We start from the raw sequence: 16,249 nt of genomic DNA, 5'->3' as shown, positions 1-16,249 counted from the left end.
GCGAGGTGCCGAGTGGTGGGGCAAGAGCCTTTTTGGTTACTTTTGGGGCTCTTTTCCAAAAGTGACCCGCTGTAAAAGCGGAACCGATAGCAGCCGTTACCGCAGAAACGGATATGTACTCGGTCTGATCCAGCATCCTGGTCGGCCCGGAGGCCGCCATCGGGGGCAAGCCCCCTCCCACATTTGGACCGGGATCGACCCAGCATCCTGGTCGGTCCTGAGGCCGCCTTCGGGAGCAAGCCCCCTCCCACATTTGAACCGGGATCGACCCAACATCCTGATCGGTCCTGAGGCCGCCTTCGGGAGCAAGCCCCCTCCCACATTTGACCGGGATCGACCCAACATCCTGATCGGTCCTGAGGCCGCCTTCGGGAGCAAGCCCCCTCCCACATTTGACCGGGATCGACCCAACATCCTGATCGGTCCTGAGGCCGCCTTCGGGAGCAAGCCCCCTCCCACATTTGAACCGGGATCGACCCAACATCCTGATCGGTCCTGAGGCCGCCTTCGGGAGCAAGCCCCATCCCACAGGAGATCTGCGCTAACTGATCGGCATTAGGGCAAGCCTGCTCGCTATTTCCCGGCTCCGGTTCGGCCTAAGGATTCAGGCAACTGAACGCCCCGTCGCCTGGGTCGGCTGCAACTTGAACACGTAATACAACACCGTCAACAGCACCAGGAACGCAGGGCCGACATACAGCGCCACGCGGGTGTCCGGGAAGTACGCCATCAGGCCCACGACCAGCAGCAGGAACGCCAGCGCCAGGTAGGAACTGACCGGGTACAGCCACATGCGGTATTTGAGGGCCGCTTGCTCGGCCGGGCTCAAGCCCTTTCGGAATTTGAGCTGCGCCAGCAGGATCATCAGCCAGGTCCAGATCGCGCCGAAGGTGGCGATGGAGGTCACCCATACGAACACCTGGTCCGGCACCAGGTAGTTGAGCAGCACGCCCAACAGCAAGGCAAAAATCGACAGCAGCAACGCTTTACGTGGCACGCCATTGCTGGACGTGGTGCCGAAGGTGGCCGGAGCCTGGCCATTCTGCGCCAGGCTGTAGAGCATGCGCCCGGTACTGAAGATGCCACCGTTGCAGGACGACAACGCGGCGGTAATCACCACGAAGTTGATGATACCCGCGGCGGTCTTGATGCCCAGGCGTTCAAAGGTCATCACGAACGGGCTGCCCTGGGTGCCGATTTCATTCCACGGGTAGATCGACAGGATCACGAACAACGCGCCCACGTAGAACAGCAGGATGCGCCAGAACACCGAGCCGATGGCGCTGGGAATCGTCTTCTGCGGGTTGCGCGCTTCACCGGCGGTGAGGCCGATCATCTCCACGCCCAGGTAGGCGAACATCACCATCTGCAACGACATCAATACGCCCTGTACGCCGTTGGGCATGAAGCCGCCATGGGTCCACAGGTTGGAAATGCCCAGCGCCACGCCGTCATTGCCGAAGCCGAAGGCAATGATGCCGACGCCGCCGATCACCATGGCAATGATGGTGACGATCTTGATCAAGGCGAACCAGAACTCGAACTCACCGAACGCCTTGACCGCGATCAGGTTGATGGTGCCCATGCTGATCAGCGCCGCCAGGGCCCAGATCCAGCGGGGGGTGTCGGGGAACCAGACGCCCATGTACACCGCCACGGCTGTGATTTCCGCGACGCAGGTCACCAGCCACAGGAACCAATAGTTCCAGCCGGTGAGAAAGCCCGCCAACGGGCCAAGGTAATCCTGGGCATAACGACTGAACGAACCGGCGACAGGGTTGTGCACGGCCATCTCACCGAGGGCACGCATGATCACCAGGATTGCCAGGCCGCCAATGATGTAGGACAGCATGATCGCCGGGCCGGCCATTTCAATGGCCTTGGCCGAGCCGAGAAACAGGCCGACGCCGATGCAGGCACCGAGGGCCATCAGGCGAATATGCCGTTCACCGAGTTCGCGTTTGAGCGGGCCGCCTTGAGCGGTCTCGCCAGGGGGCAGTGGTTTGCCAACAGGCATAGGGATACAACCTCGTTTTTATTGGATTTATCCACCGAGCCTGCGGCGTAAGAACGGGGGGTTCAGACACCGGCTTGGCCGGGTTTGCCTCGTGGGCAAACCTACCTGGCGCACGGAGTGGGACAGGTCGGCGGGACGTGCAGTATAAAAAGCTCCCGATAGGGCTTTTCACTCAATAAACAGCAATATTTGGCGATATACCCCGAAAAAACCGGCTGCCACGGAGGTGCGCTAGTGGTCTAGACCGGCCTTCTCGGCGCAAAACGGCGCGGAGTATTGCATACCTTTGAAGGGGTGGGACATGTCGAGCCCGGTGCAGGTGAGAATCCCCGACCACCGTGTGCACACGAGTCATTCACTACCGCAGGCCGCAGAGACAGCCGTCGTCAAATCGCCTGGTGGATCAGCAATCGAACCGCAGGCCTGCATGACGGCCCCCACGGCACTGCTACCACAGGGCCTTCTGCGCGATCTTTAACCAACAAACCTCATGGCGCAGGCAATCCGCGTCTACGCTTCAGACAGGTCCGATCAATCTGCAAGCATGGATCAATCGACTATGGGCGCTCTGTGGCAAACCGGTCCCGTCAAGGCTGAACTCGACAACGACAGCCCGTCTCCAGCGTCTTTGCCTGCAAAAAAACATCCCTGGCGCCGCCTGGGTTGGCTGATCCTGGTAATGGCCTTGATCGCCCTGGGCTTTGCCGCACACCGGGAAATCCACACCGCCCGCTGGCAGGCGCGCGAATTCAGCCAGTGGGCCGCCACATTGACCTACAGCGTGGCTCCAGGCGCCAGCGATGCGATGGTGTATCCCGGCGCCGGGCCGTTCGACCGACGCCTGGGCTACAGCGACCTTGGCGAGTTCCTGCCGCGCTTGCTCAAGCGCAACTACCTGATCCAGTCCCAGGCGCGCTTCTCCGAGGCGCTGATGGACTACAGCCGCCACGGGCTGTTTATCCCCTACGCCGAGAAAATCCAGGCCGGGTTGACCCTCACCGATTGCCGCGCCGCACCGCTGTATCAGTTCAACTACCCGACCCAGTTGTATGCGCGCTTCGATGACATTCCGTCGCTGATGGTCAACAGCCTGCTGTTCATCGAAAACCGCGAGTTGCTGGCGCCTGTTCCCGCGCAGGCCAACCCGGCGGTGGATTGGCCGCGCTTTGCCAAGGCCGCATGGTCACAGCTCGCCCGTCAATTGCACTTGCCTGGGCAGACCGCGGGCGGCAGCACCCTGGCGACGCAACTGGAAAAGTACCGCCATTCGCCCGAAGGCCTGACCCTGTCGGGCAGCGAAAAGATCCGCCAGATGCTCTCGGCCAGCGTGCGTGCCTACCAGAATGGCCCGAACACGCTTGTCGCCCGGCAGAACGTGGTGCGCGATTACCTGAACAGTGTGCCTTTGTCGGCCGTGCCCGGGCATGGCGAAGTGCATGGCATGGCCGAAGGCTTGCGCGTGTGGTACGGCGCCGACTTCACCCAGGTCAATCGGGCCCTGCTCGACACGGCATCGACGCCAGCCAGCCTGGACGCGCGTGGCCTTGCGTTGCGCCAAGTATTGTCGCTGATGATCGCCCAACGCCGCCCTTCCCATTACCTGGCCAAGGGACGCGACGAACTGGCGCGGCTCACCGACAGCCACCTGCGCCTGTTGGCGCAGAACGATCTGATCGAGCCAAAACTGCTCAAGGCCGCGCTGGCGGCGCGTGTCACCTACCGCGACTGGCAGCAACAGCCGACCGTCCAGCCCATCGACACCAACAAGGGCATCAGCGTCGCCCGCAGCCGCCTCGCCGCGCTGCTCAACCGACCGCTGTACGACCTTGATCGCCTGGACCTTTCCGCCACCAGCACCTTGCAGGGCGAGCTGCAAACCCAGGTCACCGACTACCTCAAGCAATTGGCCGACCCGACCTTCGCCGGTAAGACCGGCCTGCTCGGCGAACGCCTGCTGACGCCCGCCAGCACCGCCCAGGTGCGCTACAGCTTTACCCTGTTCGAGCTGACTGCGCAGGGTTCGCGGGTGCGCGTGCAAACCGACAATACCGACCAACCCTTCGACATCAACGAAGGCAGCAAGCTGGAACTGGGCTCCACGGCCAAGCTGCGGGTACTCACCACTTACCTGCAAATCATCAGCGAACTGCATGAGCGCTATGCCGCGCAAACACCGGCCGCCCTTGAAAAAACCGAGATCGCCGAGCAGGACCGTATCAGCCGTTGGGCCTTGGACTATCTGATCCACGCCGCGGACAAATCCCTGAGCCGCATGCTCGCCGCCGCCCTCGACCGTACTTACTCGGCCAGCCCCAGCGAAGGCTTTTTCACCGGTGGCGGCCTGCACCACTTCCACAATTTCCGTCACGAAGACAACGGCCGCAACCCGACCTTGCGCGATGCATTACGGGAGTCGATCAACCTGCCGTTCATTCGCCTGATGCGCGACCTGGAACGTTACGTCACCTACACAGGCCCCAATAACAGCGCGCAGTTGCTCAAGGATGACGACGACCCACGGCGCCAGGAATACCTGGCCCAATTTGCCGACCGTGAAGGCACCACCTTCCTCCTCAAGTTCTGGAGGAAATACCAGAAGAAAGACACCCAGGCACGCCTCGATACCTTTCTCGACAGCCTGCACCCCACGGCGATTCGCCTGAGCGCCGTGCACCGCTACCTGTTTCCCGAGGCCGACCAGGACACGTTCAACCGTTTTGTGCGCTCACACCTGGGCACTGCCAAAACCAGTGACAAACTGACCGACGAACGCTTGCGGCGGCTGTACGCAGACTACGGCCCCGGCACCTATGATTTGCCCGACCAGGGCTATATCGCCAAGGTCCACCCGCTGGACCTATGGTTGCTGGGCTACCTGCTCAACCACCCCGACGCGACCTTTGGCGAGGTCGTCAAGGCCAGCCAGTTCGAGCGTCAGGAGGTGTACAGCTGGCTGTTCAAGAGCCGCCATCAGCGTGCGCGCGATAGCCGTATCCGCACCATGCTGGAGGTTGAAGCCTTCCTGGATATCCACCAACGCTGGCGGGCCGTGGGCTATCCCTTCGATCACCTGGTGCCATCGCTGGCCACCGCCATCGGCAGCTCCGGCGACCGCCCTGCCGCATTGGCCGAGCTGATGGGGATCATCCTCAATGACGGCGTGCGTGCGCGGGCAGTACGCATCGACAGTCTGCACTTTGCCGCCGATACGCCTTATGAAACCCGCGTGATCAACGACCCGGCCGAGGGCAAGCGGGTGATGCCGGTAGAAGTGGCGCGGGCCTTGCGAGGGGCTTTATCCCAAGTGGTGGATGCCGGTACAGCGAAACGCGTGGCCGGCAGTTTCAAACTGGACGACGGCACACCGCTGGCCATGGGCGGCAAGACCGGAACCGGCGACAACCGCATCGAAGCCATCGGCGCCGGCGGTCGGGTACTCAGTTCCAAGGCGATAAACCGCACTGCCACCTTTGTGTTCTTTATCGGTGACCACCACTTCGGCACGCTCACCGCCTTCGTCCCAGGCAGTTCGGCACAAACCTTCAAGTTCACCTCGGCGCTGCCGGTGCAAGTGCTCAAAGGCATGGCGCCCATTCTGCTGCCGTACCTGAAGCCAGGCAGCCAGACGCTGTGCCAGCCCGTGGCCGGGCAATACTGAAAACAGGCGTCGGGCAAAAGGCCGCGCACTCTTCGCCCGGTCGGGCCACCGCGCTAGGAGTGAACGCCTGACGATGCCATGCCAGATTTCTTCGGTGTGATAGAGCCATCGACGCTACAGCCTGCCGGGCACCCAGCATCAATAGACTGTTACTGCCCGGCGCGCCCTTGCGCGAGCCTAATCTGAGTGTCCGCCCCCACTGCAGAAATACGCCATGACCGCCATTGCCCCCGCCACACACGAAGATAAGGGCCAGCACTACGACGTCATTCGGGAAGCCTTGCCCGACTGGGTCACCAAGCTGTCGATATCACGCATCAGCGCTTTGAAAGCCAGCCGCAAAACGATTGCGCCCTGGTATAAAAGTGCCTCCTCCCACCAGCATCAATTATTGAAAACCGCGGTGGCCGAACATTGGAAAACCCAAACCCTCGTCGACCAGAAACTCGCCCCGATCACCGATCTCAAAGGCTTCGCCGAGCCGTTGTTAACAGCCGCGCTGAAACAGCAGTACAACCTTGATGTCGATGTCCGCAGTACCTGCCTGCGGCTCTATGCCCCGGCTGACCGGCCATGGTGGGTCATGGATTTTGGCGGTGGCGTGCAAAGCCGCACGGTGTCGCTGCTGGACGCGGCACTGCACAACTTTGCCGACAGCGAGGCGTTCACCGCCGATTCGCAATTTATCACCCTGCCCGACGCCTTGGGTCATTTCGAAGTCCTCCCCCTCAAAGCCCGGCTGTCGATCCAGCAGTTCAAAGCGCTGGTTCGCAACCTGGACATCGGCGCCCAGTACCAACAGCATCTTGAGAACTATCTCGGCCGCACCGCCCCGGTGGTCGAGGGCGTGCTGCGCGCCCGGGTGATGCTCAACCAGCAGGCCGCCCTCACGGTGGCCGCGCGCATGGCGTTGATCAAGGGCGATATCCAGGCGTTGGATCATGCGTTGATCACGGGTTTGATCAAGGGCCAGCAACACCTGACGCTCGACGGCAAGGCCGCGCACTGCCATGACCTCAGCCTGATGGACGCCACCTTGACCGGCGTGGTGCTGATTGCCGCCGACCTGGAAGTCAGTCGCCAGGCAACGCCCGTGATCGCCTATATTCCGGATGACCCGCAGCACCCACTCAAGCGCTATCCCTCGACGGTTGCGTTCATGCAGGCACTGACGGGGCAACTGCGCCAGCCCGACTATCAGCAATTTTTCAGCCGGTTTGTCGAGCATCAGTACCAGGGGCACTTTTTCAGCCAGTTGGACACGCGTTTGAGCCAGGTGAAATGGCATCAGCGCGCGCCCGGCGATCCACAGCCGACCTGGCGTGACACGCCCCTCGATAACCCCAACCTGCAGTTCAGCGGGACGCGTGTGCGCACGCCACTGTGGGAGCATCTGTATCAGCAAAGCCTCAATAAAATCCTCAACGATGCCCGTGAACTTGCGATCGCAACCGCCTACGCGGACCGCATGGCACGTTGGGCCTGGTGGGATAATCTGGAAAAAATCCTCTCGGATATTCTCAACGCGGCGCTGCTAGTGGTGACCCCCTTCGTTCCGTTTCTGGGCGAATTGATGCTGGCCTACACCGCTTATCAACTCGCGGACGAAGTGTTCGAAGGGCTGTTGGATTGGGCCGAAGGCCGAGGGCTGGAGGCCATTGAACATGTGGTCGGGGTCACGGAGAACGTGGTGCAGCTGATCGCATTCGGTGCCGCCGGGCACCTGGCCCATCTCAAGCTGTCCGCCTTTGTCGAGGGTTTGAAGCCTGTGACGCTGGCTGATGGCAAAACCCGTTTGTGGCATGCGGACTTGAGCCCCTATGAACAAAAAGCCGTAACCCTGGCCCCCGACTCGAAACCCGATGCCCAAGGGTTTCACTGGCACGCCGGCAAAAAAATCCTGCGCCTGGAGAACAAACATTACGAGGTCAGCCAGGAACCCGACACTGGCCGGCACCGGATCGCCCATCCACAACGCCCGCACGCCTATCGTCCCGAGGTGGTGCTTAACGGTCAGGGTGCCGTGATGCTGGAGGGCGAAGAACCCAGGGCCTGGGACGACTCACAACTGCTCCAGCGCCTGAGCCCCGTCACCGCCACCTGGCCACCTGCACGCCTGCAGCAGTTAGGCGATATCAGTGGCACCGAACCCGGCGCGCTGAGGCATATGTACGCCGAAAACCAGGCACCGCCGCCGCTATTGACCGATACCCTGAATCGCTTCGAACTGCGACAGCACATCGACACGCTCAGTGAACCGTCCGCCGACAACGGTGAAGCCGCTTATTGGTCCGCCGACATGGTAACGCGAATGCCTGGCTGGCCGGTCGATAAAGCCATCGCGGTGTTCGAAGCAGCCGACCTGAGCGGCGAGCCGATGCACCATGGCGCAATGCAGGCAACACAGGAGTCGACGCTGGCCATCAGCCGTGAAGCGTTATTGGCAGGCCGGTTAACCCCACGAATCGTAGACTTTCTGGACAACGCCGAGCTTACCGCTGTACTCGGCAAGCCCTTGCCCGCCGACAATGAGGCGCGGGCGCAAACCCTGCGTGAACAGCTGAGCCGTTACGTCGCCACACGCAAGGACGATATCTTCGAGCACCTGTACGGTTTCAAACGCCAGTCAAACAGCGCCCACGGGTTGCTGCTGCAACGCCAGTTCCCCGAGCTGCCCGACAGCCTGGCCCGAGTGATACTCAACCAGGCCCGCCCGGCGGAAGTGCAGTTGATGAACGACGAGAAGCGCTTGCCGCTACGGCTCAAGCATCAGGCCAGGGAATTACAGTTCGAAGCGCGAACCACCCACGCCTACGAAGGTTTCTACCCGGGCAACGCGCCCACACCCGATACCGAACGACTGCTGCTCAACGCGGTGAGAATCCACAGTGACGCGTTCGCCAACCTGCGCTTGAGCATCCGCGAGCAAGTGCCCAGCGGGCACCTGCGTTGCCAGGTCGGTCCGGACGAGGCGGCGACCGATGCGCTGCTGGTACGCACAGCGCCTGGGCAATACGCACGCCATGAAGCCGGCGTCGCTAGCACCTTGGACTTGTATGAAGCCGTGCTACAAGCCCTACCCCGTGGCACCCTGGGCTTCGCGCCGGGTGATGGCGAGGCGTTGCGCCAGTGGCTCACACGCACCCTGCAACCACCTGCCGAACGCCGCACGGTGTTGGCCGAACCGCCGGTCTTCAGCGTCGCCCCCCTTGAGATCCGAGATCTGCTGCAAAAGCCGATGTTCAGCGCCCTGCGCCGTAGACTGGGGCGCGCCAGCGTAGACGAGCGCCTCAAGTCGCTGTATCCGACGCTTTGCGAAGAAGATGTAGCGGCCTATGCCCTGTCGCTGGACTCGGCCGAGGGACAGCGTCTGCTCACTGAGCTTGAAACCGAGAAAAAGCACCTGCTCAAGGCACTCAACCATTGGCAGGGGCTGCCGGCTGCCGGCACTCAAAGACGTCGCGCAACACTCCCGGAGCAGTTGTTCAGGAAGCGAGTGACTGCGCTCATACAGAGCAGTTGGGAGCAATCGGCCAAGGGGTACGAAACGGATTTCGGCGAACGCCGAGTGGGCAGTGAACTGGACCTGCGTGGAGAAACCATCTACGGGTTTGTGCAAAACTTCCCCCGATTGGATACCGCGTTGAACCACATCACCAACCTCAACCTGGCAGGCACCGACTTCACTGATGCCGACAGCCCGTTCCTGCACAATTTCCCTAACCTGCGTATGCTGGATATCACCGGCAAGCACCTGAAGACTTTTCCATCGGCCATCAGCGGTATGCGTCGACTCACCCATCTGGGCCTGTCCGAAAACCCGATTCGCTGGCGAGCGCAGAACCTGGAACACCTCAGGCAATTACACCACCTGAGGGTATTGATCCTTTCGCACAATGAACACTTGATCACACCGGCGGACATCAGCCGCATGCCGGAATTGCGCATACTGGCGCTCAACAACACGCAAATCCGCGATTGGCCCATAGGGCTGTTCGAGCTGCCCCGTTCTCCCGACTTCAACCTGAATTTGCTGAATACACCGATCACCCAGGTACCGATCGTCGAACCCGGCTCGGCGCAAGCCGAACTGGTGACACGGGCACGCCTGGACAACAACAAGCTGGAGCAAGACGCCGAGGATCGGCTGGTCAGTTACCGGCGCGCCGCGGGCCTGGATCCTTATCGCACCTATCCCCCCCGAGGCAAGCTGGACAGTCAATTCTGGTTCGAACACCTGACACCCGAACTACGCCAGGGATGGCAGGAAATCTGGGACGATCTCGAACGGGAACATGGCTCACAGGGTTTTTTTGAAGTCATCAGAAGCCAGCGACAACCCGCCCCCGACATCGTCCACGACCCGGAAGATCTGGCGCGCTACAACCAGAACCTCAGACAATTGCGCACCAATGTCTTGCGCCTGCTAAGGGCCGCCGACAGTGACGAGCAAACCCGTACTGCGCTGTTCAACCTGAGCGCCATGCCGACCCACTGCGCCGATGCGGGCGCCCAGCTGTTCAACGCCATGGGGATCGAAGCCATGAAGCTGGAGGCATGGCGCGAGCCCACTCCTCAAGCCCGCACCGGTGCGCTGGTACGGCTGGCCAGACAAAAGGCGCGGCTGGACAAGGTCAACCAGATTGCCAGACACGATATCCAGACTCGCCTCAACACCCCCGCACTCAATGAGGATGGCAGCGAAGGCCCCCCGTTGCGGCTGACCACCGAAGTCGTCGACGGTGTTCCGGGCACCCTGGATGAAGTCGAAGTGTACAGCGCCTACCAGACCGGCCTGAAGGAACGCCTGGATCTGCCTTGGTTGGCGGACCACATGCTATACCGCGATGCCGGCGATGTCGCAGCCTGGCAACTGGCCAATGCCTACGACAAGGTCATCGAGGAGGAGCAAGGCGATGGGCTGGTGAACCAGATGCTTGAGCAGTATTTCTGGCGCGACTATTTGCTCAATACCCGTCCCGAGGCGTTCCGACAGATCAAATGCCAGCATGAACAGGCCAGTGAAAGCATCGACGATTTGCGCCTGGCTCAACAGGCTTGGGCCGCCCATGAACAACTGCCACCGGCGCGCAAAAGTTCGACCACCAGCACCGAACTCCGACAGCGTCTGCTCGACCTGGCAGACGCACTGAATGTCGCCCATGAGCAAGTCCTGACCGGCGAGCCTATGACGGAAGAACGGTACTTGAGCCTGTTTCTCAAGAGTTTCTACGACGAACAGGAACTGGGCCGCCGCCTGACTCGTGAGGCCATGGTTGCCGTCGGGTTTTGACCCTCAGCAGGCACCAGGCGTGCCCCTGGTACCTGCAAAAACCTCAGCTCAACGCAGAGATGAAAGGCCCATGCAATGGTTATGTATGGCCGCTGCATTACCCTGGGTAAGTAGTGTAGGTCGAGTCGATTGTTCGATTCACGCGGGGTGCCGTCACCCTCTCTCTACAGGAAACCCAGGTTATGTCGTCACTGCCCCTTCCGCCAACCGAAGACCTGCTACGTCGGTTACCGGTATGTCTCACGGCCATTGAGCATCTGCTCGATGCCCAGCCGGACTTCGCCACGCTGATGGCCGCCCATTTGCGCCAGGCACTGGCCGACCTTGTGCCCGACACCCCGCTTGATCCCGATGCAGTTTTTCTGAACGAGTATGTGTACGACAGCCCGACGACGGACGCTCCAGACCGCCTCGAACCAAAGCCCCGGGTCACCCGCACGCGTAATCTGACCCAGGTCCTGCAAGAGGCTATTGCCACCGGAAAAATACCGACCGAGCATGCCAAGGAACCGCAAACCGGCGTAGTCGAGCAGGCAGTGGGCTTCTACTCACGCGCTCACGACGCTGGTCGCGACGGCGAACTATCAGCCCTTGAAGTCACGGCCTTCAATCAACTGATCAGCAACCTGCAACACGACAGCCAGGCGCTCTACTTGCGCGAGCTCGACGTGTTCTGGACGTCTGCCCAGGCAGCCACCGGCGCCCTCAGCGTGTCCGAAGCCATCAGTCAAAAACAACGCATCGTGTTTGTACTTGAGTCGGATCTGACCACCTACGACGCCCTGCAAGAGGTCGCCCAGGCCGAGCAGGCGTTGCAGGAAAAGCCCACGGACACTCAAGCCCTGACGGACGTTGCCGCAGCCAAGGCCCACCTGAAGGTGTACACCGAGGGCCGGCAGCTGATCGACAACCTGGTGCTCCATGAGACCTCGGGCACCGCCACACGCCCGCAGGTGGTGGCGATCACGTTGTACTCGACGGGCCAGCCCGACTGGTCGGCGGCGCTGAACGGCTGCTTCGTACTCACCGAGCGACTGCACGGCACGCGCCCGACGGTCCTCTACACCCCGCAATTGGGCGTTGAGGTATTCGAGCAGTTCTCCACCATGGAGAACACCCTGCGCAGACGCCTGGTGGCAGGTGCCGAAAAAGGCCGTCTGCTCACCAACATTGCACTCAGCCAGCGGCGCCTTGTGGACGAAGGGTTACGCAGTGGGCAGAACCTGCGCTACACGCCGATCACCGGCCCCGTATTCAGGGCGTGCCTGCAAGCCCAGCGTGACCAGCAAGAGGCCGATATCGATCAAGCCTTCAGCGCCACCCCTACCCGGTTTGACACACTGGCGGCCGCGCTGGGCGCCCCCCTGGCACTGCCGCTCAAAGGCAGCCCGAGCTTGAACGCCCGCGTGCCTGCAGCGGTAGACCCGACGACCCTGCCGGCCCTCGCCCACACACCGCCGGACCCTGAACAGCAGGCGCAGTTGATACAGCTTTGGCACTCACTCAACCAGCAGATCGAGTACGTACTGGCCCCCGACAAACATCCTTCGCTGGAGGGTGTGTTGTCAGCCCTGCTCAAGGAGACCTTCCCACAACAGGCCCAAGAAACCGGTTTATATGTCAACCGCTACCGCACCGACAGCGACGGTCAGCGCCATTTTGAATCTTCGCAAAGCCTGTTGGAGGCGCTTTGCGCTTTATTACGCTGGGAAGATGAACCCCAGGAACAAGCGAATCACACCGAAGGTGTCTTCAGCAGCGCCACAGCCTTCAGTGCTGCCGACCAGATCGCGTATACCGGTACACTCACAGCCCTGGCGCAAACCCTGCTGGCCACGTTGAGCGCACACATCACCACTTACTGGCACACGCCCATAGCGCCTGAATTGGCCTGCCCACAAGCCAGATTGATAGAGGTGCACCGTCAAGCCCTGGATGTGCAGGCGCGCCTGGGCATGGCCGACAATACGTTGAGCCCGCAGGCCAGACGGTTGATTGATCGCGTGCTGCAATGCCCAACCCTGGCCCGTCGTGAAGCCCGCTTCAGCCACGGAAACCGCCCAGGGGTGTATCAATTAACGCTGAACACCGGTGATGCACAGGGCGTACGCCTGGCCGGCAGCTTCGTCCTGACCTCCAGCGACGGCTCCAGCCCGGTACATCCCCATTGGCCCAATGGTCATAAAAATCTCAGTACCCATAAAGCTGGAGAGGGTACGGTCGTGCTGTTTACCCCGAGCCAGGGCTTTGAAGAATTTGCCACCCTGCAAACACTGCACGACACCCTGAAGGCCCGCATCGACGCCGGTGACGACACGGGCAGATTATTGATCGCCAGCGTGCCGCTGTTGGTACTGCGCGGCAAAACCGGGTTATGGGGCAGTGACCTGCGCAACACCTTTGCACCGATAGCCAGTGATTTTGTCGCCGACAACATTCAAGCGTTACTGGACAAGCAGCAGTCCGACATCGAAGCCATCCTGGGCCTGGCCGAGGGTGAACCCGATCCGCAGAGCAATGGCCGTGTAGAACTGGTCGAGCTGTTGGACATGGCAGAGCCCTTTGTGGCACGCAACCAGCGGCTGTTGGAGCATTGGCGACCGGACTGGGAGAAGCGCCTGAGCCCAGCGGACCAGAAGGCGCTGCAAGACCACCTGCGCAGCGCGGACGAGAAACAGAACGAACTGAGCAAACAGTGGCACGCGCTGATTCCCACACTGGCCGGGTACGCCAGGCAACGGGTGCTGTTGAAGATACGCGCGTTGCTGCCAGACCATCGCGCACAGGACATTGACCCGGACCAGACGATGGTCATCCGTACCACGCGAACCCGTATCAGTGCCGGTGCCGGTTTTGGCTCAGTGCATGAACGAGTGGTGCCAAGTCGCGTCAGCCTGACCAACCTGCTGCTGCAAAACAACAAGCCATGGAGCAGGAGCTTATCCTGGACAGAGGACGACACATTGCAAGCCAACCTGACCACTGCGCAGGGCAACTGGCTGCGTAACGCCCAAGGTGAAGTCATCACCGTGGACAAGGAGCGCCTCCAAGCGTGGGTCAAAGAGCTGAATATCGGTCACGAGTACACCGAGAACATCCTCAAAAAACACCTCGCACCCCACACCGATACGGCCGTGAAAAAAGCCTGGATGGCGAGCCAGGCGGCCGCCCTGGACTATGCAGCCTTGTTGGCTCGCTTGAGTCCGGATGCCTACAGCACAGTATTGGCCAGTGACCCCGTTCAAAACAAAGGCGCCGCCTGGATGGCGGCCGTACTCGCCGCCACAGACCCCAAGGTACGCCAACCGGTCGACGGGCAGGCAATCGTCGCCAATGCCCTGATGTTCAATCCCGCCAGCGACGCGCCCGAGGGGCGCGGTGGGCAGACCGTGAACGGGGTTTTGATACTCTCCACCGCCGTCGATGAAATGCTGGTGCTTTATACCCCGCATGCGCCCGACAGCGTGGAACTCAGGGAAGTCGCCAGCGAGGCTGAGCTGATCAAGCTGATGCGCACTTCGGCCTGGCAGGCTTACCTGCTGGCACGTTTACCGGCGAACACGCGCTTGCTCAATCATCGCCTGGTCGCCCATCCAGGCGATGTGCTGGAGGGCTTGTACCGGCAGAATTACCTGTACTTGCTGGACAAAACCAATACTGAAAGCGTGACCAATGAGGAATTGGCCTACCAATCCACGCTTAACAAAGTGATGTTCGGCATTGAAGTCGTCATGACCGTGCTCGGCGGGTTCCCCTGGGGTGGGCATCTGACCTCTTCGGCCTTGCGCTGGGTGGGCCGAATGGGCAAGACCACGGTCCAGGCCCTACGCAAAGTGGGGCAAAGCGTTGCAGGGTTGATTGTACGTCGCGGCGGGAAGGGCCAGGTTCTGTTCGAGTTCGCAACGGCCACCACCACCGTCACTGGCGCCATTCGCACCGCCGGTATTGGTATCAAGCCGTTACAGATGCTACTGCGGCCCGCAAGAAACACGCGCAAGCCCGACCTGACGGCCTATGAGTCAGCCTTCCGACAAGAGTCTCCGGCCCTGGTGGTCAAGGATGGCATTCCGGCCGGCTCATCGTTGTCCGAAGGCACAGGCATCTATCGCACACCGAGCAATCCCCCCACCTGGTTGGTCCGCGCCGCCGATGGGCAGGGTAAAGAGCAGGTATTTCGGATTCAGAATTCGTTCAAGCTCTACGACCCCCATGGGCTGGTGGCCCCGGTACTCACCCCCCGCGCAGGCGTCACGCCTTTCAAGCTGCGTAAACTGGCCAATCAACGCTGGGAGTTGGACACGTTGAACCGCGTGCCCGGCGGAGGGCCAAAAGTCGACAGCACCGTCACCGTTGCTCTCAGGGATTGGAACGCGCACGTCGCGGCCAATGCCCAGTCAGCCAATCCGCTGACAACGCTCAACCCAGCCGATTTTTTCAAAAGCCGAGCGATCGCAGTCAAGACCTGGAACAAATATGTAAGGCAAAGCGGCGAGATAAACGCCGCGGGTTTAGCCAAAATCGGCCCCGCGCCCGCACAAGGGTACGCAAAGTTTACCGACGACCTTTTCAAGACGTGGACAGGCCTGGGTGATGAAACCTCGCAAGCAGCGCAGGCCTTTGTCAGGGCCCATCATATCAGCCCAACCGTGTGGGCAAGGTACGTGACGAAGGGCGGCAAGTTGACCGAGCCAGGCATGACCCGATCAATAAGGCTGGCCAATCTTCCATCGGGTAAGAGAAGCAAGATCACCGATCAACACCTTCTGGACTGGGACAGGCTGTACCTGCGACCGGAAGTCCCGAGAACCGCGCCCATCACAAAAGCGCAAGTGATGAAATATGCATTTGATAATGGCCTTCACATCGACTCCTGGATGAAATACGTATCCCCCAAGGGAGGCGCTTTCCTCAGGCACAACCCGGCTCAATCGGCGCGACTTGAGCGCCTGGGAATTCCCTCCACAGCGCCGCAAACAGCCCCTCTCGACCTCTCAGCGGCAGGCGCGTCCGCCCAGGCTCCGGCCTGAACGCGCGTGCTTGACCCGCACCTTCACCTGCACCTTCACCCGCGCTTTCACCCGCACTTTCACCCGCACTTTCAATAGTTACCGCCGACACAACCCGCCCCCACCCCATGCTGATAGTTCACTCCATCAGCATGAGGACCTTGCCAATGAGCACGTCGAACACACCAGCAGCATCACCGACGCCTCAAGAAATACGTACTCACCTGCTTGAAATCGATCCAGCGCTGCGTACTCAAACCCAGGCGCCTGCCGTA

The 16,249-nt window shown here is 61.2% G+C and carries 4 protein-coding genes; 3 read left to right on the top strand and 1 reads right to left on the bottom strand.

Translation table 11 applies throughout. The features are described 5' to 3' along the window. Nucleotides 1-604 precede the first annotated feature (604 nt). On the bottom strand, nucleotides 605-2,017 hold the full coding sequence (locus CIB54_RS02080) for an amino acid permease (protein WP_065951775.1): 1,413 nt from the start codon (nucleotides 2,015-2,017) through the stop codon (nucleotides 605-607). Between the two features lie 559 nt (nucleotides 2,018-2,576). Between CIB54_RS02080 and CIB54_RS02075 the strand changes: the two genes are divergently transcribed. The 3 genes from CIB54_RS02075 to CIB54_RS02065 all read left to right on the top strand — a co-directional run bounded on the left by CIB54_RS02075 (nucleotide 2,577) and on the right by CIB54_RS02065 (nucleotide 15,995). Further along, on the top strand, nucleotides 2,577-5,675 hold the full coding sequence (locus CIB54_RS02075) for a transglycosylase domain-containing protein (protein ID WP_101218387.1): 3,099 nt from the start codon (nucleotides 2,577-2,579) through the stop codon (nucleotides 5,673-5,675). A 214-nt stretch (nucleotides 5,676-5,889) separates the two neighbouring features. Further along, a complete protein-coding gene (locus CIB54_RS02070) occupies nucleotides 5,890-10,968 on the top strand; it encodes a dermonecrotic toxin domain-containing protein (protein ID WP_101218385.1) in 5,079 nt (1,692 codons plus the stop codon). Between the two features lie 182 nt (nucleotides 10,969-11,150). Continuing rightward, nucleotides 11,151-15,995 carry a dermonecrotic toxin domain-containing protein gene (locus CIB54_RS02065; protein WP_101218383.1) on the top strand — a complete coding sequence of 1,615 codons (4,845 nt, stop codon included), beginning with the start codon at nucleotides 11,151-11,153 and terminating at the stop codon, nucleotides 15,993-15,995. Nucleotides 15,996-16,249 lie beyond the last annotated feature (254 nt).

The sequence above is a fragment of the Pseudomonas fluorescens genome (assembly GCF_002837185.1).
GTDB lineage: Bacteria > Pseudomonadota > Gammaproteobacteria > Pseudomonadales > Pseudomonadaceae > Aquipseudomonas > Aquipseudomonas fluorescens_AM.
Note: the sequence above shows the minus strand (reverse complement) of the source record. Positions and strands in the feature narration are given on the sequence as shown.

What these genes read in the sequence shown, in the direction of transcription:
- CIB54_RS02075 (WP_101218387.1), top strand. Translation starts at nt 2,577, where the DNA reads ATGGGCGCTCTGTGGCAAACCGGTCCCGTCAAGGCTGAACTCGACAAC.
- CIB54_RS02065 (WP_101218383.1), top strand. Translation starts at nt 11,151, where the DNA reads ATGTCGTCACTGCCCCTTCCGCCAACCGAAGACCTGCTACGTCGGTTA.
- CIB54_RS02070 (WP_101218385.1), top strand. Translation starts at nt 5,890, where the DNA reads ATGACCGCCATTGCCCCCGCCACACACGAAGATAAGGGCCAGCACTAC.
- CIB54_RS02080 (WP_065951775.1), bottom strand. Translation starts at nt 2,017, where the DNA reads ATGCCTGTTGGCAAACCACTGCCCCCTGGCGAGACCGCTCAAGGCGGC.